The sequence below is a fragment of the Nostoc sp. C110 genome (genome assembly GCF_043099725.1).
In the GTDB taxonomy this organism is placed as follows: Bacteria; Cyanobacteriota; Cyanobacteriia; order Cyanobacteriales; family Nostocaceae; genus Nostoc; species Nostoc muscorum_A.
The window spans coordinates 5463234-5482549 of record NZ_CP171148.1 but is presented as its reverse complement, the minus strand read 5'-3'; the positions used below and the strand labels follow the sequence as shown (position 1 = coordinate 5482549).

At 41.1% G+C, this 19316-nt stretch carries 16 protein-coding genes and 3 pseudogenes; 11 read left to right on the top strand and 8 right to left on the bottom strand.

What is annotated here, in order from left to right:
• The first annotated feature begins 197 nt into the window (after window positions 1–197).
• Together purD and ACFFRD_RS28530 are read left to right on the top strand one after the other, a co-directional pair.
• Entirely contained in the window at window positions 198–1481 is a 1284-nt protein-coding gene (gene purD, locus ACFFRD_RS28535; RefSeq protein ID WP_392478999.1) for a phosphoribosylamine--glycine ligase, read from the top strand.
• A gap of 162 nt (window positions 1482–1643) precedes the next feature.
• On the top strand, window positions 1644–1769 hold the full coding sequence (locus tag ACFFRD_RS28530; protein ID WP_392478998.1) for a hypothetical protein: 126 nt from the start codon (window positions 1644–1646) through the stop codon (window positions 1767–1769).
• Here ACFFRD_RS28530 and ACFFRD_RS28525 read toward each other — a convergent pair.
• The 3 genes and pseudogenes from ACFFRD_RS28525 to ACFFRD_RS28515 form a co-directional block, all read right to left on the bottom strand.
• The gene (locus tag ACFFRD_RS28525) at window positions 1766–3631 is read right to left on the bottom strand and encodes a carbohydrate-binding protein (RefSeq protein ID WP_392478996.1); all 1866 of its coding nucleotides are present in this window, start codon (window positions 3629–3631) and stop codon (window positions 1766–1768) included. The two genes, ACFFRD_RS28530 and ACFFRD_RS28525, sit on opposite strands and share 4 nt — an antisense overlap.
• A gap of 419 nt (window positions 3632–4050) precedes the next feature.
• Window positions 4051–4314 (bottom strand): annotated as a pseudogene (locus tag ACFFRD_RS28520) (transposase); the annotation flags it as partial.
• A gap of 165 nt (window positions 4315–4479) precedes the next feature.
• Window positions 4480–4609 (bottom strand): annotated as a pseudogene (locus ACFFRD_RS28515) (IS4 family transposase); the annotation flags it as partial.
• Window positions 4610–4688: 79 nt separating this feature from the next.
• On the opposite strand from ACFFRD_RS28515, the pseudogene ACFFRD_RS28510 reads away from it, so the two are divergent.
• Window positions 4689–4859, top strand: a pseudogene (locus ACFFRD_RS28510) (Uma2 family endonuclease); the annotation flags it as partial.
• A 94-nt stretch (window positions 4860–4953) separates the two neighbouring features.
• Here the strand turns inward: ACFFRD_RS28510 and ACFFRD_RS28505 are convergent.
• Both ACFFRD_RS28505 and ACFFRD_RS28500 read right to left on the bottom strand, forming a co-directional pair.
• On the bottom strand, window positions 4954–5520 hold the full coding sequence (locus tag ACFFRD_RS28505; protein WP_392478994.1) for a DUF2808 domain-containing protein: 567 nt from the start codon (window positions 5518–5520) through the stop codon (window positions 4954–4956).
• A 22-nt stretch (window positions 5521–5542) separates the two neighbouring features.
• A complete protein-coding gene (locus ACFFRD_RS28500) occupies window positions 5543–5980 on the bottom strand; it encodes a DoxX family protein (protein WP_114082254.1) in 438 nt (145 codons plus the stop codon).
• Between the two features lie 369 nt (window positions 5981–6349).
• On the opposite strand from ACFFRD_RS28500, the gene ACFFRD_RS28495 reads away from it, so the two are divergent.
• On the top strand, window positions 6350–8524 hold the full coding sequence (locus tag ACFFRD_RS28495) for a DEAD/DEAH box helicase (protein WP_392478992.1): 2175 nt from the start codon (window positions 6350–6352) through the stop codon (window positions 8522–8524).
• A 52-nt stretch (window positions 8525–8576) separates the two neighbouring features.
• Here the strand turns inward: ACFFRD_RS28495 and ACFFRD_RS28490 are convergent, their stop codons facing one another.
• On the bottom strand, window positions 8577–9461 hold the full coding sequence (locus tag ACFFRD_RS28490; protein ID WP_392478991.1) for an SMP-30/gluconolactonase/LRE family protein: 885 nt from the start codon (window positions 9459–9461) through the stop codon (window positions 8577–8579).
• Window positions 9462–9892: 431 nt separating this feature from the next.
• Window positions 9893–10831: an NAD-dependent epimerase/dehydratase family protein gene (locus ACFFRD_RS28485; protein WP_392478990.1), complete on the bottom strand. Its 939-nt coding sequence runs from the start codon at window positions 10829–10831 to the stop codon at window positions 9893–9895.
• 280 nt (window positions 10832–11111) lie between these two features.
• Here ACFFRD_RS28485 and ACFFRD_RS28480 point away from each other — a divergent pair, with 280 nt between their 5' ends.
• The 7 genes from ACFFRD_RS28480 to ACFFRD_RS28450 all read left to right on the top strand — a co-directional run bounded on the left by ACFFRD_RS28480 (window position 11112) and on the right by ACFFRD_RS28450 (window position 18313).
• Window positions 11112–12266 carry a glycosyltransferase gene (locus ACFFRD_RS28480; protein ID WP_392478988.1) on the top strand — a complete coding sequence of 385 codons (1155 nt, stop codon included), beginning with the start codon at window positions 11112–11114 and terminating at the stop codon, window positions 12264–12266.
• A 98-nt stretch (window positions 12267–12364) separates the two neighbouring features.
• Window positions 12365–13123 carry a sugar transferase gene (locus ACFFRD_RS28475; RefSeq protein ID WP_114082250.1) on the top strand — a complete coding sequence of 253 codons (759 nt, stop codon included), beginning with the start codon at window positions 12365–12367 and terminating at the stop codon, window positions 13121–13123.
• 361 nt (window positions 13124–13484) lie between these two features.
• Window positions 13485–14564 carry a GDP-mannose 4,6-dehydratase gene (gene gmd / locus ACFFRD_RS28470; protein ID WP_114082249.1) on the top strand — a complete coding sequence of 360 codons (1080 nt, stop codon included), beginning with the start codon at window positions 13485–13487 and terminating at the stop codon, window positions 14562–14564.
• Window positions 14565–14587: 23 nt separating this feature from the next.
• Window positions 14588–15532 carry a GDP-L-fucose synthase family protein gene (locus ACFFRD_RS28465; RefSeq protein WP_392478986.1) on the top strand — a complete coding sequence of 315 codons (945 nt, stop codon included), beginning with the start codon at window positions 14588–14590 and terminating at the stop codon, window positions 15530–15532.
• A 73-nt stretch (window positions 15533–15605) separates the two neighbouring features.
• Entirely contained in the window at window positions 15606–16181 is a 576-nt protein-coding gene (locus ACFFRD_RS28460; protein WP_392478984.1) for a 5-formyltetrahydrofolate cyclo-ligase, read from the top strand.
• A 38-nt stretch (window positions 16182–16219) separates the two neighbouring features.
• Window positions 16220–17230, top strand: coding sequence for a catalase family protein (locus ACFFRD_RS28455; protein WP_392478982.1), 1011 nt, complete (start codon window positions 16220–16222; stop codon window positions 17228–17230).
• A gap of 246 nt (window positions 17231–17476) precedes the next feature.
• Window positions 17477–18313 carry a carbohydrate ABC transporter permease gene (locus ACFFRD_RS28450; protein ID WP_179074715.1) on the top strand — a complete coding sequence of 279 codons (837 nt, stop codon included), beginning with the start codon at window positions 17477–17479 and terminating at the stop codon, window positions 18311–18313.
• Window positions 18314–18360: 47 nt separating this feature from the next.
• Here the strand turns inward: ACFFRD_RS28450 and ACFFRD_RS28445 are convergent, their stop codons facing one another.
• Window positions 18361–19014, bottom strand: coding sequence for a sugar transferase (locus ACFFRD_RS28445; protein ID WP_392478979.1), 654 nt, complete (start codon window positions 19012–19014; stop codon window positions 18361–18363).
• Window positions 19015–19316 lie beyond the last annotated feature (302 nt).

Sequence of the window (19316 nt, the reverse complement as noted above, 5' to 3'; positions counted from 1 at the left end):
GTGATCGCTAGAATGCCCTATCTCTTCACGGCAATGGATGTATAATTACAAATCCTGAAACGTAGATAATTATTTCTCCCCTTTCCCTGACTCTTCTGGTCATAATGAGGCTTGCACAAGTGTGATAATTGGTGAAAAAATTGATCGTGAGAGCCTAATCAGGTATTCTCGTTTGCAAGGGACGCACGAGGAAATCAGTGAAAGTTTTAGTTGTAGGTAATGGAGGGCGCGAACACGCTCTGGCATGGAAACTGTTGCAATCTAAGCAAATTGAGCAAGTTGTCTGTGTACCAGGGAATGGGGGAACAGCAAGTATGGAACGTTGCCAGAACTTGCCCCTAGCAGTAGATGATTTTGAAGGCATCAGCCGATATGCCCTAGAACATGGCATAACTCTAGTAGTAGTTGGGCCAGAGGTACCTCTATCTAAGGGAATCACAGATTACCTTCAAGATAAAGGATTGATGGTATTTGGCCCAGTCAGAGCGGGAGCGCAAATTGAAGCGAGTAAAGCTTGGGCAAAAGCCCTGATGCAAGAAGCAGGGATTCCGACGGCGCGGGCTGCGGTATTTACGGAGGCAGGAGCAGCAAAATCTTATGTCAAGTCTCAGGGAGCGCCAATTGTCGTTAAAGCTGATGGCTTGGCAGCTGGTAAGGGTGTGATAGTAGCTGAAACAGTTGCACAGGCAGAAAGTGCTGTTGATGCAATTTTTCAGGGACAATTTGGTAGTGCTGGTGAATTTGTCGTCATTGAAGAATGTTTAATTGGGCAAGAGGTATCAGTTTTAGCATTAACGGATGGGTTAACGATTCGTCCCTTGCTACCCGCTCAAGACCATAAGCGAATTGGTGAGGGCGATACAGGTGAGAATACTGGTGGTATGGGAGCATATAGCCCAGCACCCATTGCGACACCAGAGTTGATGGCACGGATTCAAACAGAAGTTTTAGAAAGAGCGATCGCAACCTTACGAGCTAAAGGCATTGATTACCGGGGTGTGCTGTATGCTGGCTTAATGATTGCACCCGATGGCGACTTGAAGGTTTTGGAATTTAACTGTCGCTTTGGCGATCCAGAAACCCAGGTGATTTTGCCATTATTAGAAACACCCCTAGAAGAGTTACTTCTAGCCTGTGTACAACAGAGGTTAAGTGAATTACCGCCCATTGCTTGGAAAAAAGGAGCATCTGCCACTGTCGTTGCCGCTTCAGGTGGTTATCCCGGAGAATATGAGAAAGGTAAGGTTATTACTGGTATTGGCAACGCAGAGGTAACAGGAGCAACTGTATTTCATGCAGGTACAAAATTAAACCAGCAACAAGAAGTTGTGACAGATGGGGGTCGAGTATTAAATGTGACTGGAATCGGAGAAAATTTTGAGCAAGCGATCGCCCAAGCCTACGCAGGGATCAAATATATTCAGTTTGAGGGCATATATTACCGGAGAGATATCGGTCATAAAGTGGTAAGTGCGAAGTAGGAAAACGAACGCTATAGTAAGCGATCGCATTGAACATATATTTGGACTTACACAAAGCTAGATGCTGTAGGGGCAATTCATGAATTGCCCCTATTGGCTATTTATTATTTGCGTAAGTCCTGGAAAGATAGTATTTTGGACTGCCTGTGCCACACCTGACAAATGGTCGAATGGGGCTATTGCTGCTCGGTCGAAGGCGTGACATCGGCGGATGGAGAAACTGAAGCTTTGAGTTTCCTATGGAATGCTGGGACGATCGCCCTGCTAGAATTGCTCAGTTTCTTTTAATTAGGCGCTCTTACCCCATTTTGTCCCAATGCAGAATAGTCTCTGGGTGGGAAGAGGCTAGCTTGACCATTTACATCATACTTAAATCCTTTGACAGGAACAATTTGCTTGAACGTAATCCCTTGAGCGGGAGCGGGTGATGTTCTTGGGTTTCTCCCATAAGCATCTGTATAGATTACTGAATTTGCAGAATTGTTAAATGCAAGACCAGAAAAGTGAGTTTCTATTTGAGTTGTTCCTCTAAAAGGCGATCGCGGGTCGTCCCACTCGACTTTGCTACCAGCAGCTAATGTTTCTTCGCAAATTAGAGTTGTAGAAAGAGGATGTGTCGGGTCGTAGCAGCTATTCACAGTCCTATTGATCTTCGTTGTGGTAGATGGATCATAAAAACGGGAAGGATTTGTGACCTTAAAGTAAAAACTTTTTTCAGCAAAGCCAGTAAGCCAATATTCACTATTTCTTGTACTTACATCTGCCGTTTTTTGATCAACTGTCCCACGCTGGTAACAACCAGCAGTAGGAATGGCGCGATGGGCATCACCATAGGGTTGATTCGTAGGGGAGGGAGTAATACCAGGATTTACCGATAAGTTACACAAAGAAGTTTCAGGTTCTTTAAATTCTCCGGCAGCACCAAATAAAGCAAAATGCTTGAAATTGAAAGGTTCAAGCCCATCACATTTACCAGACGCAAACATTTCATGGGCTGTATTTACTAGCGCATCCGGCGAATGTGTACCCATGTGCAGTTTTAAGCTCACGTCACAGGATTTAATTAAACTGCTGTTGCTGGCATCGAACATCTGCCAATTGTTGGCAACAAGAACCTTATGCCCAAAGTGATCTTCATTTCTATGAACAGATGGATTAGATGGATTATTAGTTGCTAGTTGCTCATTTACATAGCCAAAAGCTGGCATCCCTGCAATATTAAATACCTCTGAACTGAGCGGATCGTCGCCATGCTCGTGACCGTAGGTACAATACGTATTTGTTTCAGGGTTGAAATCTACAGGCGGATGCCATGTGGGGTAGACTTTGCTATCCTCGGCCTTGGTAAAATAAGTATCATGCATCCACTTGGGGCATTCCCATGTTTTGCCAGGAGACCACAGCCCATAGGATTTGGCCAGAATCTGAGAACTGTCTGGCAGTTGGTTTTGTGTTCGTATCGGTCTGCCAGAAATAGGAATAACAGGCGAACCTTGGTTTACATTATTGGATTGGATTTTTTGTATCTCGTCAATTTTTTGCTCTGTATCCTTTGCCCAGAAGGCAAACCAATTAAAGCGCATAGAACGGTTAGAGCCTGGAAACCTAATGACCAGGTTTTGTTTTCCTTTTGCAAGGCTCTTATTCAAAGGACACGGAACTGTACGATAGTTTGACAGAGAACCAGTGCTGTTGATAGTACAGCTCCCCACCACAGTGCCGCTAACTGAACCTAAGCGCACTTCAACGCTGTTTGTCCCAGAAGGTAAAGCGATACGCAGCATCAATGCCTCTACACCACTACCTAAGTCAAGGTTGTTGTATATTGCATAGTTACCATTGGCGGTGTTGGTTAGTTCCTGGGTTTGCTCTGTATACACAAGATCAAAAGGATTTTCGCTACGCTCCCAATAGTCTCCCCAGGCTGTGTTTAGTCCAGAACGAAACGATGAGTTGAGAGCATCTACACGCTTAAATACAGGCCAAGGTGCCGATGCGCTCGACGGAATAGTCAATGTGCTGGTAGCCGCTACAACCTTCAGTGGCTCCAAAACCGGAATATTTAATACATGACTAATGCCGGATAAACTCAGTAGTAACAGTAACGTAATAGCAGTGTGCAGAAAAAATCTGCTTAATTTATAGTTCACATCATTTATCCTCCGAAATTAAACGGCGTTGCTGAATCAAAAGATAAATCAACTAGCCGCAGTTAACATGCTGCTAGTTATTACATCTACTAATGACTCTTGAAATATGCTAGAGATAATAGATTAGAAATCTAACTAACAACCTCAGTATTTATTCGGCTTAGAAAATTTTCGAAATGTGATTACTTCAAAATGCGATGATTATCACTCTTCCATTAATCTAGGCTAGGCATCTAGGCAAACACATCTAAATATTGACGAGCCAGAATGAGATTGTAATTCACCGAGATCCTTATTAGATATGACTTTCGAGAAAATAAATCTTCCTATTCTCCAATACTCTGCCAATTTACGAGGGTTCAACGCCCGTAGAAACGGGATGAATAATTGAGTGCTTGAGCAAATTCCTAGTAGAGTCAAGTAGCTTCATAAATATCTGTTTTAATATCCTGCTCAATGGTACTGTTACATAAATATTCGTCAGATACATTACCATAATCAATCTTCTCACCAGACTGACGACGAAAGCGTTTATTGGAGTCAGGATTTTTATAAGGTATATGTAATACTGAATCGTAGCGAAGCTTGGAAATTATATGGAAGTTAACTTGCCGAGCCATCTGCAAGGCATTATAATTTCCAAAAATACCATTTAGTACTAAGTAAGAAAGAGAAATAAATCCGTCTAAGAGGATGTTTGAAAAGTCCTGTTGTTGGTAGCAAAAAGTTTTAGATCCCCCTAAATCCCCCTTGAAAAGGGGACTTTGACTGTGGTTCCCCCCTTTTTTTAGGTAGCTTAGGGGGGATCTAAAAGTGCCTAAAGTCACAGCAAAACACTTTTCAAACAACCTCTAATAACTGGAATAATGAATTAATCAATTTCTGAATTCGAAGTAATTCAGATGTGAAAATTACCTCGACTTTATTCTTGTTCTTACTCCCTTTTGGTTGTCCACTTTTACGTTTCTCTTTGGGTCTCTTTCTCTATCAGCGATCGCTCGAATAATTGCCATCCTAGTAATACCATAGTTTGCGAGAAACGCAAGCCAAAATGTAGGAATATATTGACAACGGAGTTAAATTAGGCTATTTAATTAATCCGAAAATGCGTCAAGTAGAAATCTATTGTCTTGGTAAACTAGTAGAAATACTAGCATCTTCACAAGAATTATCAGGAGAAGATGTTTTACGAGGATTTATTTTAAATTTGCAAATAATTTGGGGATAAAAATTTGATTTGCGATAACAACTGCGTAACGGCTTACAACAAACTGTCAATACCATAGAAACTTGTGTTGTTCATAGCATTTACGTAATAATGCTTATGGAAACCACCAGTTACTTCTATTGCTGTAAAACTGAAATCGTCCAAAACCGAGAAATTGTCCATGAGATTTTTCACCCACCGGAAATGCTGTCACACCTAGTAAGTAGACACCAGAAAAGCTAGGATTACTCACAGGACGGAGGGCGATTGTCACTGTTTGTCCGGGAGTGACGGGCGGCTCAAAATTCACAGTAACGGTTCGTGTGTCGCGTTCGTCTGTGACTGGGCCTAGTGTTAGCCGAAATTCTTTGCGCTCGCTCGTTCCGACAAAGGCGCGGGTATCATTAAGATTGTAGCGGATGTTCTCTGTTCCCTCCCTTTGTGCGATCGTTACCTTCTGAAGGGATTCTCCAGCATTTTCCGGCAGTTTGATAGTGAAATAGTAAGTTCCACCCCAAACATTCACATCTTTGTAAGTAGTCCTTGCATTCACAAGTTTCGGCGGTTGGACAAAGTAGACTGTACCATCTCTAAGCTGCACCGCTTCAGTCACCGGAAGCGTTACTCCCCCAATACCGATTGCTAACGAAAGTGTTATCCCAAATAAAGTTGCAATACGCATAATTCAAATATAAAAAACGCACTCATTTCAATTTTAATTCTTTGGGAATGAGTGATTTGGGAATGATGGAAGCTTGTTTTTCCCAATCAGAAGATTTCGTGTACCACCAAGCCCAAGCAATTAAAACTGCTTGCAAGGGAAGCCTGACTACGTGTACCCAAGGTGAATTTGGTATATGTTCAATCTTAATAAGATTAACCGCCATATTAATATTGGCAGGGTAAACAGCAATAAAAAGAGCAAGAAGTCCCCAAGCAGCAGCTTGACTTACAGGCGGGACTAATAAGCCGATACCACCCAAAATTTCATAAAAGCCACTCAGATAAACTAATCCTAAAGGGTAAGGTAGTTGTGGCGGCACAATTTTGACATATTCTCCTGGAACAACAAAATGTGTCACTCCAACCACAATGATGGATATGGCAAGGACGACACGTAAGATTTCCTTATACTTATTCATGGTATTTGCCTCATTATATACTTCCCTCTATTAATTCAGTTTGATTTATCGATGTTAATCTGTCTTGAGTCAACAGGAGGAAAATCGGCAAAACTTTTCAAAATACCATTTAATTAGCCCTTTCAAGATGACTGGTAAAATCTCTTTTTTTCTCTCTGTGTCCTCCGCGTCTCTGCGGTTCAAAAGTCTCTTATTGAACCACAGAGGCGCAGAGGACACAGAGTAAAGAGCTTAAAAAGGAATTTATTGAAAAAAATTTTTACCCACCTTGAAAGGGCTAGTCCTATATATAATTAAGAAATTTATTTAATTGCCCATCATATCTTACAGATACGTGACCGATTCTTTAATCCAATTATTCATAGAAAAATGAGTGATGCTTTTAGCCGACTTTCACCCTTCATCCAAGAATATATTTATCATCATCAGTGGACTGAGTTACGACCAGTTCAAATTGCCGCTTGTCAAGTTATATTTGACACCGATGCTCATTTACTAGTTACTGCTGCAACTGCTGCGGGTAAAACAGAAGCAGCTTTTCTACCAATTTTGACTTTATTATATAACAACCCTGCTACCACCATCGGCGCATTATATATTAGTCCAATCAAAGCTTTAATTAACGATCAATTTGAGCGCCTTAACGACTTACTCAAAGAAGCAGATATTCCAGTTTGGCACTGGCACGGTGATGTTTCTCAAAGTCGCAAAAACAAACTTTTAAAAAATCCTCAAGGAATTCTTCAAATTACACCAGAATCTCTAGAAAGTTTGTTAATCAACAAAAATCATGATCTCCTTCGTTTATTTGGTGACTTAAGATTTGTCATCATTGATGAAATTCACGCTTTTATGGGTTCAGAACGTGGTTGTCAAATTATTTGCCAATTACAACGTTTAGCACAGTTAACGCAAAAACAACCGCGCCGTATTGGGTTGTCGGCGACTCTTGGTGATTACTCACTAGCTGAAGATTGGTTGCGTTCAGGAACAGATAAGCCAGTGATTACACCTCAAACTGATGGGATAAAACGCCAAATAAAACTAGCTTTAGAACATTTTTATATTATTAATGAAGTAGATGAATCTGAGGCAACAGCTTATGAACAATATATTTTCAACCTCAGCAAATCTCGCAAATGTCTGATATTTGCTAATAATCGCACACGTACCGAATCTGTTATTGCATCTTTGCGACAAATTGCCATAGAACAAGGACTACCAGATATATATCATGTGCATCATGGGAGTATATCTGCTAGCTTGCGGCAAGCTGCTGAAAATGCAATGCGTGAACCGAACAATCCAGCAGTTACCGCCGCCACTCTAACTTTAGAATTAGGCATAGACATTGGTCATTTAGAGCGAGTTATTCAGTTAGAATCACCCTTATCTGTAGCTAGCTTTTTACAGCGTTTAGGACGTAGTGGTAGGAGAGGCGAAGCTGCCGATATGCGCTTTATCTGTGCTGAAGAAAAACCATTAACAGAAGCTTCTCTACCAGAGCAAATACCCTGGCAGTTGTTACAGTCTATCGCTATCATTCAACTTTATTTAGAGGAACAATGGATTGAACCAATCAGACCGATTAAATATCCTTTGAGTTTGCTTTATCATCAGACAATGAGTATCTTAACAGCAACAGGAGAACTTTCACCTAATGCTTTAGCTAAACAAATTTTTAGTCTGCCACCCTTTGCTGCTATTTCCAAAGAAGATTTCCAATTATTGCTTCGCTATTTAATTGATATTGATCATATTCAGCATACTGAGCAAGGTAAATTAATTCTGGGTTTAGCAGGAGAAAAGATTGTAAGAAAATTTCAGTTCTATGCTGTCTTTGCTGAACAGCAAGAATATATTGTTAAGCAAGGTACAACGGAAATTGGCAGTATCGTCACGCCGCCTGCTGTTGGAAATCAATTTGCTTTAGCTGGCAGAAGTTGGGAAGTCGTAGAAGTTGACTTTAAAAAGAAGGCTATTTTTGTTAAACAAGCCCAGGGTAAAGCTAGTATTTATTGGCGTGGTAGTAGTGGCACTATTCATACCAAAGTTTTGCAACGAATGCAACAGGTTTTGTTTGAAAATATTGAGTATAGCTATTTGCAAAAAAATGCTTTACAACGTTTATGTCAAGTTCGTCAATTGGTACAGAAGATTGGATTAGATAAACAAAATATTGTGCAATTAGAAAAAGGTAAATGCTGCATTTTTCCCTGGATGGGTACGGTTGCTTATCGCACCCTAGAAAGATTACTCAATTCCTACTGTAGAGAATCATTAGAAATTACAAGTATCGGCGGATTAAATCCCTATTATTTCACAATCAAATTAGGCAAAGATAAATTTAAATATCTTTATCCCGAAATTGCTTCATTGTGTGAACAAAGAATTAGCTCAGAAGATTTACTAAGTACTTCAGAAGCACCGGAAATTCAAAAATATGATCAATTTATTCCTCATCCGCTTTTACGAAAAGCTTTTGCTAGCGATTATTTAGATATGAGAGAACTCAAGCAGCAAGTGGTGCAGTGGAGAGAATAAATAGAGAATACCTTAAAATGCTCTGGCGATTTCTAATCACCGAGTATATTTGCTATTTTTTATAAAAATCATAAGTAGGTAATCCAGTAACATCAGTTTGGAGAGCAAACAAATCACCAGAGTAGAAACTTTTTTCGATCTCTGCTTGGCTTAGTCCAACTGAAGCAGTGGTAATATAAAGGGTTTGCAAATTATCTCCGCCAAAAGTACAGCTAGTTGGCAATTGCACAGGTAGCTTTATCCTCAATATCTCTTCACCCTTGGGATTGAAACGAATCACACACCATCCATCCCACATAGCTGACCAGATATGTCCTTCACCGTCTATTGTCAACCCATCTGGATAGAAATATTCATGAGTTAAATCAACAAAAATCCGACGATTAGTAATACTTCCAGTTACTGAATTAAAATCGTAAGCATATATTTTTTGTTGAGGAGAATCTGTTAAGTAAAATGTCTTTTGATCGGGACTCCACCCCAAACCATTAGAAATAGTTAATCCCGTTTCCATTACATGCAATGAACCATCAGTATCATAGCGATAGAGGCTAGCTTGAGGTTTTTCTATAGAACACATTGAACCAAACCAGAAACGTCCTTGAGGGTCACATTTACCATCATTGAGACGGTTATCTGGAAGATCCATTTCAATTTCCAAAATAGGAGTAACTACACCTGTCTGAGTGTTGAGGAATGCCAAGTGATGACGCAGCAACATAATCAATCTATCTGCACCTGCTGTTGCGATCGCACTTACCACGTCTCCTACATCAAAAAAGCCGTTTTCCCCCGTAGCCGGATTGAACTGATGCACTCGATGGTTATAAATATCGACCCAGTATAGTAGTTTTCGGATAGAGTCCCAAATGGGGCCTTCACCCAAGCGGGCACGGGCTTCTAGAACATTGTGGAATGGATATTGCAACTCGTTCATTTTATCAATCAATAACACCATATAGGCAACAGGAAAAAATTTTATCGAAACAGAATTCAGGAGTCAGGAGCCAGAATTCAGTTGAGTATTTTGTGCTACTGGTGGATAGCGCAGCCTTAGTGAGTCTGCGAGCGTCTGAATCCAGGGGTTTAAGACCCCCAATCAAAGATTTAGTGGTGCAACAATTTCGTGGCGGGTCTGAATCCCCCACTGATAGCGTAGCGGTAGAGAGGAACGAGCGTCTTCATTCTGACTCCTGTTAGCGGTAGCGGGGCGTTTAGCCCATTCTGACTTCTGAATTCTTCTTCAATCAAATTCAAGTAAAAACTGAAGACGCGATGAATTGCGTCTTCCCCAGGTAAAAGAAAAAATTCTTCCTTTTGGCTAAGTTTGAGATTCCCGACTTCGATAAAAAAGCGGGAATCTTGTTTTTAAACAGCTTGTAAAATCTCGTCATCTACAGAAAAATCTACTTCGGCTTTATCTTTTGCATTAGCCAAATAATCATTTTCCAAAGAGTCTTGCAACCCAGAAATCAAATCATATTCAGGCTGCCAGTTTAATTCTCTTTGCGCTTTATTCACCGAAGCAAAGAAATGCTGCACCCGCATCGGAAAAGCTTTGCGCTTACCAAAATCAAACTTTTTCGGGTCGTAATGGACGATTTTTACAGCATCGGGTGATTTGCCAGCCGCTACAGCACTAGCACGGGCTAAACCATCAAAGGTGACAAAGCGATCGCCTGAGATATTATAAATCTGTCCTACGGCTTGTTTATTGCCCAAAACCTGAGTCAAAGCTTTTGCCAAGTCTTTTACGTGACCTAGCTGGGTGATATGCAAGCCATTTCCAGGGATGGGAATGGGGCGATCGCGCACAATTCTGTCAAAAAACCACCCTTCTAACTCATTATAATTACGAGGCCCGTAAATATAAGTAGGACGAATGGAAGTAAAGGGCAATCCCAATTGAGTTAAATAAGCTTCTGTTTCATGCTTACCCTTATGGCGACTTTTGGGATCTACTAAATCTCCTTCGACATGGGGTAGTTGATCGGATTTGAGATACACTCCGGCAGAACTCATATACACAAAATGTTGCACTCGACCTTGAAAAATCTCTGCAAGTGGTTGAGTATCAGTAAGTTCTCGCCCATTATTGTCAAAAATGACATCAAAGCTTTCTTGTGATAACTTTGCTTTTAATTGGGTAGGGTCAGTGCGATCGCCTATAATTTGTCCTACTCCCTGTAAAGAAGGTGCTGGCCGATTTCCCCGATTGAACAGCACCACCTCATGTCCTTGTTCCACTAGTAATTGAGTCAAATAGACACCAATGAACCGAGTACCACCCATAATTAGAATTCGCATAAATTCACCTTTTGCATATCAGTTGTCGTTACAGGAGTAGGGAGTGAGGAAGCAAGTGGGAGAGATGAAGGAGCAGAGGAATAATAATGCCCAATGCCCAATGCCCAATGCCCAATGCCCCATACCCAATCTGAGGTTATCATCCATCTGGAACCTCTAACGGAAAAATTGCGTCTTATGTGCTAATCTGGGGCGCTTCCCATTAATTAATCACAAGGGGAAACTTTTCAGTTAACGTCATCAAGTTAGCCTTTGTATCTTCCATTTATTCAAGTTAGCTGTGCCCTTGAAATATGCTCTGGTTCATGAGTGGCTGACACCCAAAGCCACCGGTGGTTCTGAACTCGTTGTCCGAGAAATTTTGAATCACATTGATGCTGATTTGTATGCTCTGATCGATTTTGAATCCAGCAATAAAGAAAGTTATTTATATAAACGTCAAATTGGCAAGACGTTTCTCCAAAACTTTCCATCTGCCCGCAACGGTATACAAAAATACTTGCCTTTGTGGCCTTTGGCAATTGAACAACTTGATTTGCGGCATTATGACGTAATTCTGTCTTCATCTCACGCTGTTGCCAAAGGAATCCTTACCACTCCCGAACAGATGCATATTTGCTACTGTCACAGCCCTATGCGCTATGCCTGGGACTTGACCTTTGATTATCTTCGCTACAGCAAACTGGGTAGTGGCTTACCTGGGTGGGTGACGCGATATTTATTACATCGTTTGCGCCAGTGGGATGTATTGAGTGCCAATCGCGTTGATTACTTCATTGCTAACTCGCAACATACGGCTCGGCGGATTTGGCGTTGCTATCGGCGAGAAGCAACAGTCATTTATCCACCAGTGAATATCGCGGAATTTCCATTTCTGTCTGAGAAAGACGACTTCTACCTGACAGTTTCCCGCTTAGTGAGTTACAAGCAAATATCGTTGATTGTCAAGGCTTTTAATCAACTAAAACGACCATTAGTAGTCATTGGTACAGGAGATGAAATGAATAAGATTCGCGAGATGGCAAACTCTAATATCCAAATACTGGGATGGCAACCCGATAATGTGGTAAAAAAATATATGTCTAGGGCTAAGGCCTTTGTGTATGCAGCTTGTGAAGATTTTGGGATTGCCCTAGTGGAAGCACAAGCCTGTGGTACACCAGTAATTGCCTACGGTGCAGGAGGGGCTCTCGAAACAGTGCGAGATATCCGCTCTTGTGTAGATACAGGGACAGGTATATTCTTCAAGACGCAAACAGAGGCGGCTTTAGTGGAGGCAGTAGAAAAGTTTGAAGTGTATGAGGGTTCGTTCAGTTCCGAGTATATGCGATCGCACGCCGCGCAGTTCTCACCGCAAATCTTTGCAGATCGTTATCTAAATTTTGTAAACAAGTGCAACGAAAAAGACCGTTTTCGGAATGATGGTCTTGGTTAATGTCTTATTTTTTTAGGCTTTTGGCAATTTTCCCCAGAAGCACATCATTTTGGCTTTAATATTGGGACTATGTGTGGTGTGGATTATTAAGGAGTATGATGACTGCCCAGAGCTCACTCCTCTCCGGCAAGCGAGGCGTACGGCAAGACACTAGAGCGTCTACGCGTACTTTCTTAAAACGCGGTCAAAAAACAAAGACGCCAAAAGTTAAACCCAAAGGTTTATCTTTTCAGGGTTTAAACGGAGAGTTTGCCAAACGACTGTTCGATATAGTGTTTTCGCTGTCGGTATTGATTTTGTTCTTCCCCGTCTACTTAATTTTGGCCTTGCTGATTGCCTTCAGCTCAGAAGGCCCAATATTTTATGTCCAGGAACGGGTAGGAAAAAATTACAAAGCGTTTAATTGTATTAAATTCCGAACAATGGTAAGCAATGCAGACGAAATCCTCATGCAGATGATGGAAACATCGCCCGAATTGCGACAAGAATTTGAAAGCAGTTTTAAGCTGAAACAAGACCCCCGGATTACCAAAATTGGTCAATTTTTGCGAATTACTAGCTTAGACGAATTTCCCCAGTTCTGGAACGTTTTAAAAGGGGACATGAGTGTAGTCGGTCCCCGGCCCTTAGTAGCAGAAGAACTACCAAAATACGGTTGTCACATTGATGAGATTTTAACAATTCGTCCAGGAATTACTGGTTTGTGGCAGGTATCTGGGCGTAATGACATTCCCTATCCTCGGCGAGTCCAAATAGACCTGCATTATGTCAAATTTAGGAATTTCTGGCTTGATTTATGGATCATCTTGAAAACTGTTGATGTAGTTATTCTACCCAAAAATAACGGGGCATACTGAGTCAATACTTAGGGGCGATTCTGTGGGGCAGTTAATGCCCCTAAAATTCTAATTTCAAATACCTATTTTATTCAGTCTTCACAAAACCAGACATATATGAAATTTTGACAAAAAAATAACGTACACAAAAAGAATCTTGATATATCTGGTAAAAGAAAAATATACATACTTAAAAAATCTTGGTCTATCTAAGGTTTAACTTAGGTGTTAAATTACTTTTTATTAAGTATATTTATTTACGGAAAAAAGTCTCATAACAACAAGAACTCGTAGGTTTCCCGTTAGGCAATTTAGCGATTAACTGCTAGGTTGTATCAGATTGGCTGTAACTTTTTAATACATATACAAGGGATAATTGAGCATGACGCAACAGAAGCGAGCGTTGATTACTGGTATCACTGGTCAAGATGGTTCATATCTAAGTGAGTTTTTACTGGAACAAGGCTATGAGGTTCATGGCATCATTCGCCGGACTTCTACCTTCAACACAGACCGCATCGATCACATTTACGAAGACCCCCACAAACAGGGAGTGCGGTTGTTTCTTCACTATGGTGACTTGACAGATGGTACGACGTTGCGACGTATTTTAGAAGAAGTCAAACCAGTAGAAATTTACAACCTCGGCGCTCAATCCCATGTCAGAGTAAGCTTTGATTCACCAGAATATACAGTGGATGCTGTAGGAATGGGGACACTGCGTCTGTTGGAAGCAATTCGAGACTACCAACACCGGACTGGAATTCAGGTGCGATTTTACCAGGCGGGTTCTTCAGAAATGTATGGTTTAGTACAAGCAATACCCCAAAGTGAGACAACGCCCTTTTATCCCCGCAGTCCTTACGCCTGTGCAAAAGTTTACGCCCACTGGCAAACTGTAAATTATCGTGAGTCTTACGATTTGTTTGCTTGCAATGGTATACTTTTTAACCACGAGTCGCCAAGACGTGGTGAAACTTTTGTAACTCGCAAAATTACTAGAGCAGTTGCCGGTATAGTTGCTGGCAAGCAGAAAAAGATTTACATGGGTAATCTAGACTCTAAGCGAGATTGGGGCTACGCGAAGGATTACGTGAAAGCAATGTGGTTGATGTTACAACAAGACCAGCCAGAAGATTATGTAATTGCTACTGGTGAAACCCATTCAGTGCGAGAATTTTTGGAACTAGCATTTAGTTACGTAAATCTCAATTGGCAAGATTATGTAGAGTTTGATGAGCGTTACCTGCGTCCATCTGAGGTAGATTTGTTGATTGGCGATGCTACAAAAGCACGCCAGCAGTTGGGCTGGAAAACATCAGTAACCTTTGAAGAATTAGTTTCCTTAATGGTAGAAGCAGACTTACAAGCATTGGGTCATACTTCACCCAATGGAAAAGGTTCGCAATTTCCATTGGATATTGCCACTGTTCGTCAAGAACTAGGCGCTTTGCACTTCTGATTTGCACCACAGAGGATAAAAATATGACCGCCTTAGAACTAAAAAATCAACGAATTCTCGTCACTGGTGGGTCGGGGTTTCTAGGTCGTCAGGTGATAGATCAACTGTGTAAAGCAGGGGCTGATCGTGAGAAGATTACAGTAGTGCGATCGCGCGATTGTGATCTGCGTGTCTGGGAAAATAGCCAACGGGCAGTTGACCAGCAAGACATAATTATCCACTTAGCAGCTCATGTGGGTGGCATCGGTCTAAACCGCGAAAAACCCGCAGAGTTATTCTACGATAACTTGATCATGGGTACGCACCTAATTCACGCTGCCTATCAAGCTGGAGTAGAAAAATTCGTATGTGTTGGCACTATCTGCGCCTATCCTAAATTTACCCCAGTGCCATTTAAAGAAGACGATCTTTGGAATGGCTACCCAGAAGAAACCAACGCCCCCTACGGAATTGCGAAAAAAGCGCTTTTAGTCCAATTGCAATCTTACCGCCAGCAGTACGGTTTTAATGGAATTTACCTACTGCCAGTGAATTTATATGGCCCAGAAGATAACTTTGACCCCGGAAGTTCCCACGTTATTCCAGCATTAATTCGCAAAGTTCACGAAGCCCAAATTAAGGGAGAAAAGCAACTCCCAGTTTGGGGTGATGGTAGTCCCACCCGCGAGTTTCTGTATTCAGAAGATGCAGCGCGGGGGATTGTTATGGGGACTCAATTCTATAACGAATCGGAACCAGTTAACTTGGGAACGGGTTATGAAATCTCCATTCTTGATTTAATAACTCTAATCTGTGAATTGATGGAGTTTAAGGGTGAAATTGTTTGGCAAACTGACAAGCCTAATGGTCAACCCCGTCGTTGTTTGGATACTGAACGGGCAAAGCAAGCCTTTAATTTCACTGCTCAGGTGGGCTTTCAGGAAGGGTTAAAGAATACCATTGAGTGGTATCGTCAACACGCCGCATAACAATGTATTAGTGAATGTAGGGTGTTATAAGCTGGGCGATGCCCAGCTTATTTGTTTGAGGCTATAAATTTTCATGGATAAAGTTAATCATCAACTAAATAAAGCAAAACTACGCCGCACTCTACTCAAAACACGCCAATCAATGTCTGTTGAAGAATGGAGAGAAAAAAGCGATCGCTTATGCTTTCATTTACAAAACTCTACTTTATTTACCCAAGCAAAAACAATACTCGCTTATTTTAGCTTTCGCCAAGAACCTGACCTCAGTCCACTATTTGCAAATACCAAATACCGTTGGGGATTTCCTCGCTGCGTTGATAAATCCTTGTGTTGGCATATTTGGACACCTAAAGATTCTATTCAAAGTGGCGCTTATGGCATTATTGAACCGCACCCTGACGCTCCAATCTTAAATGCTGCCGAAGTGGATTTGATTCTTGTCCCCAGTATAGCTTGTGACTATCAAGGATATCGCCTGGGCTATGGCGGCGGATATTACGATCGCTTGCTCAGTTTACCGCAGTGGCAGACAAAACCGACTATCGGAATTGTCTTTGATTTCGCCTATTTATCCCAAATACCTATTGAATCCTGGGATAAACCACTACAAGCTATTTCTACCGAAACCGGATTGACTCGGAAAGGTTGAAGCATTCAGGATAATGAAGACACATTATCAAATGTTTTATGACTAATCCAACGTCATCTACCACTGAGCAGGAAGCAATAATCGACGAGATAATAGCAACTAGCCTCCAAGCTCAACAAAAAACAGGCCCAGACCTCCGCCAAATTCATAGCAAAAGTCATGGACTCCTTGGAGGAGAGTTTATTATTGAGCCCAATCTTCCTGAAGACTTGAGAGTAGGTTTGTTCAAAAAACCCCAAACCTATCCTGCATGGATTCGTTTCTCTAGTGGTGGTTCTCCTGAAAAGCGTGGTAAATTCCACTCCGATAGCCAGCCAGATGTTCGCGGTATTGCCATCAAGGTGATGAATGTAGACGGGCAAAAAGTGCTGGATGATGAAGAAAAAACTCAAGATTTTATCCTCAACAATTATCCTATTTTCTTGACCAAAGATGTTCGTGATTACGCCGATCTTTCGAGAGCAGGTAGTGGACAACTTAGCCCAGAGCGCATCCAGGAACTTGGTTATGCCTTTGCAATCTTGCAAAAGATTGGCAGCCAGAAAGTAGGAAATCCGCTTTTGATTCAATATTGGAGTATGGCTCCTTTTAAGTTTGGAAATCGCATTGTAAGATTGTCTGTCAAATGTCAACAGCCTGAACAACCACCCGAAAAACTTCCAGAATCAGAAAATTACCTCCGGGAAGCAATAGTCAAATATTTGACTGAAGAAGGTAAAGAAGCATCTTTTGACTTCTTCATTCAGTTTTATGTAGATGATGAAAAAACGCCCATTGAAGACCATGTTAAAGAATGGCAAGAAGCAGATTCACCGTTTGTTAAAGTTGCAACTGTTCGCATTTTTAGTCAGAAATTTGATTTTGAAGAACGCAAACGCTTGGATGAGGGGATGTTGTTTTCCCCTTGGCATACACTGCTAGACCATGAGCCTGTTGGAAGTGTGAATCTCTCTCGCAAGAGGCTTTACAGCGAACTTGCAAAGTATCGACGAGAACAAATTGCCCAACGTTTGCTGGAACCACAACCTTATGTAGCGGTTGAAGATTAACCACTGTGAATTGGCTTAAAACTGTAGGATGATAGGCTATAAGCCTATTTGATTAGATACGAATTTTGGTGTTGCTGATTTGATGTATCAAAGTTATAAGTTTTGCAACCAAAACTATGTAGAGGCGTAAGATTTTACGTCTCTACTCTCTACATCTATATGGATTTAGATTCCGACTTATTGAATTTTGTTATTGTAGTAAGCTCCTAAGCATAATCAATTTAGAGTATTTAGGTTATTAATCAAATGCTGAACTGGAAAAAATCACGATCGCAAAATCTGCTAATGTATGCGCTATTGGGAGCGATCGCACTGGTGATGCTCTTTCCTTTACTGTGGCTAATTAGCACAGCGTTGAAATCGCCGACGGAAAATATCTTGCAGTCGCCGCCACAGCTATTGCCTGCGTCACCGACACTAGATAACTTCTTTAGTGTCTGGAACTCTCTACCTTTTGGGCAATACCTGTATAACAGCACTTTGGTGTCAGTGCTGACTGTGGGCTTAAATCTGCTGTTTTGCGCTTTAGCTGCCTATCCCTTGGCAAGATTGTCATTTGTGGGGCGAGACTGGATTTTTGTGGCGATTGTCTCGACGATTATGATTCCCTTCCAAATCGTGATGATTCCCCTCTATATTTTGACAGTCCAGTTGGGTTTGAGAAATAGTTATTTAGGGATGATTTTTCCGAGTTTAGCTTCTGCCTTTGGCATTTTTCTGTTGCGCCAAGCTTTCATGAGTGTCCCCAAAGAGATAGAAGAAGCCGCCCGAATGGATGGCAGTTCGGAGTTAGGTTTGTGGTGGCATGTGATGTTACCAGCAGTTCGCCCAGCATTAGTAACTTTAGCTATTTTCGTATTCATTGGTGCTTGGAGTGACTTTTTGTGGCCTTTAATTGTCATCCAAGACGAAAATTTATACACTCTTCCTTTGGGAGTCGCAAAGCTAGCAGGGACATTTTCTCTTGACTGGCGGTTGGTAGCTGCTGGTTCTATAATTGCGATCGCTCCAGTATTGTTACTATTTTTATTTTTACAACGTTACATTGTACCCACAGAAACGGGTAGCGGTGTTAAGGGTTGAATAAGAAATAGAGATAAGGGAACACAAGAGAAAAACTAATGAAAAATTCAATAAGCACCAGTTTTTTTCAATACTACTGAGATAGTTTTAATAATCAAACTCAGGTCATAACTTACAGACCACTTGCGTTGATAATCTATATCCATTTTGACAATGGTTTCAAAGTCTGTAATACTCGAACGACCATTAGCCTGCCATTCTCCGGTAATGCCTGGTTTGACTCGTAATCTATCCCAGTGATGTGGATCGTAATTGCTGACTTCATCAGGAGTGGGTGGACGAGTACCAACTAAACTCATTTCCCCTACCAGAACATTCCAAAATTGGGGAAATTCATCTAAACTGGTACGCCGCAAAAATTTACCCATAGGAGTAATGCGAGGATCGTCAACAGATTTAAAGATGTGACCTTTGGCTTGATTTTTAACCAAATGCTTGACTTTATCAGCATCTACAATCATGGAGCGGAATTTCCAGATGCGAAAAGTTTTTCCATTCAAACCACAGCGAATTTGAGAATAAAATATTGGACTTGGCTCATGAATAAAGGTAGCAATCGCCACAGGGATTGCTACCAGAAACGTGATTATTAGCCCTACAATGGCTCCAACAATGTCAATTAACCGTTTTCTTAGGCTTAAAGTTGAAGGGTGTAAAGGCTGTTGCGAACAATTAACTGAATAAAGAGAAAGATTATTCACAAGGTCTAACTTATTTTATAACAGGGGTTTTAGCATCAGTAGTGTAGACGTGGAGATAATTGATAGACGATTTTTACTGCTCTTGTCTTTACCACCGAGTGTTAATATACACAAAATTTAAACAATATAAAAACCGAAAACCCAAAGTTTACAGAATCTTCCAATTGAAGTTATAGATTGTAAATTTACAGTATTTTCATCCATCAAATAAAAAAGCTATTGCTAATGGTACACATCAAAAAATTACCATACTTAAGTACTAGTAGTACTTTGCAAAATTCAAAATGCTTATGACATAATAC

What these genes read in the sequence shown, in the direction of transcription:
- ACFFRD_RS28460 (WP_392478984.1), top strand. Translation starts at nt 15,606, where the DNA reads ATGGATAAAGTTAATCATCAACTAAATAAAGCAAAACTACGCCGCACT.
- gmd (WP_114082249.1), top strand. Translation starts at nt 13,485, where the DNA reads ATGACGCAACAGAAGCGAGCGTTGATTACTGGTATCACTGGTCAAGAT.
- ACFFRD_RS28450 (WP_179074715.1), top strand. Translation starts at nt 17,477, where the DNA reads ATGCTGAACTGGAAAAAATCACGATCGCAAAATCTGCTAATGTATGCG.
- ACFFRD_RS28505 (WP_392478994.1), bottom strand. Translation starts at nt 5,520, where the DNA reads ATGCGTATTGCAACTTTATTTGGGATAACACTTTCGTTAGCAATCGGT.
- ACFFRD_RS28530 (WP_392478998.1), top strand. Translation starts at nt 1,644, where the DNA reads ATGGTCGAATGGGGCTATTGCTGCTCGGTCGAAGGCGTGACATCGGCG.
- ACFFRD_RS28495 (WP_392478992.1), top strand. Translation starts at nt 6,350, where the DNA reads ATGAGTGATGCTTTTAGCCGACTTTCACCCTTCATCCAAGAATATATT.
- ACFFRD_RS28490 (WP_392478991.1), bottom strand. Translation starts at nt 9,461, where the DNA reads ATGAACGAGTTGCAATATCCATTCCACAATGTTCTAGAAGCCCGTGCC.
- ACFFRD_RS28485 (WP_392478990.1), bottom strand. Translation starts at nt 10,831, where the DNA reads ATGCGAATTCTAATTATGGGTGGTACTCGGTTCATTGGTGTCTATTTG.
- ACFFRD_RS28475 (WP_114082250.1), top strand. Translation starts at nt 12,365, where the DNA reads ATGACTGCCCAGAGCTCACTCCTCTCCGGCAAGCGAGGCGTACGGCAA.
- ACFFRD_RS28500 (WP_114082254.1), bottom strand. Translation starts at nt 5,980, where the DNA reads ATGAATAAGTATAAGGAAATCTTACGTGTCGTCCTTGCCATATCCATC.
- ACFFRD_RS28455 (WP_392478982.1), top strand. Translation starts at nt 16,220, where the DNA reads ATGACTAATCCAACGTCATCTACCACTGAGCAGGAAGCAATAATCGAC.
- ACFFRD_RS28465 (WP_392478986.1), top strand. Translation starts at nt 14,588, where the DNA reads ATGACCGCCTTAGAACTAAAAAATCAACGAATTCTCGTCACTGGTGGG.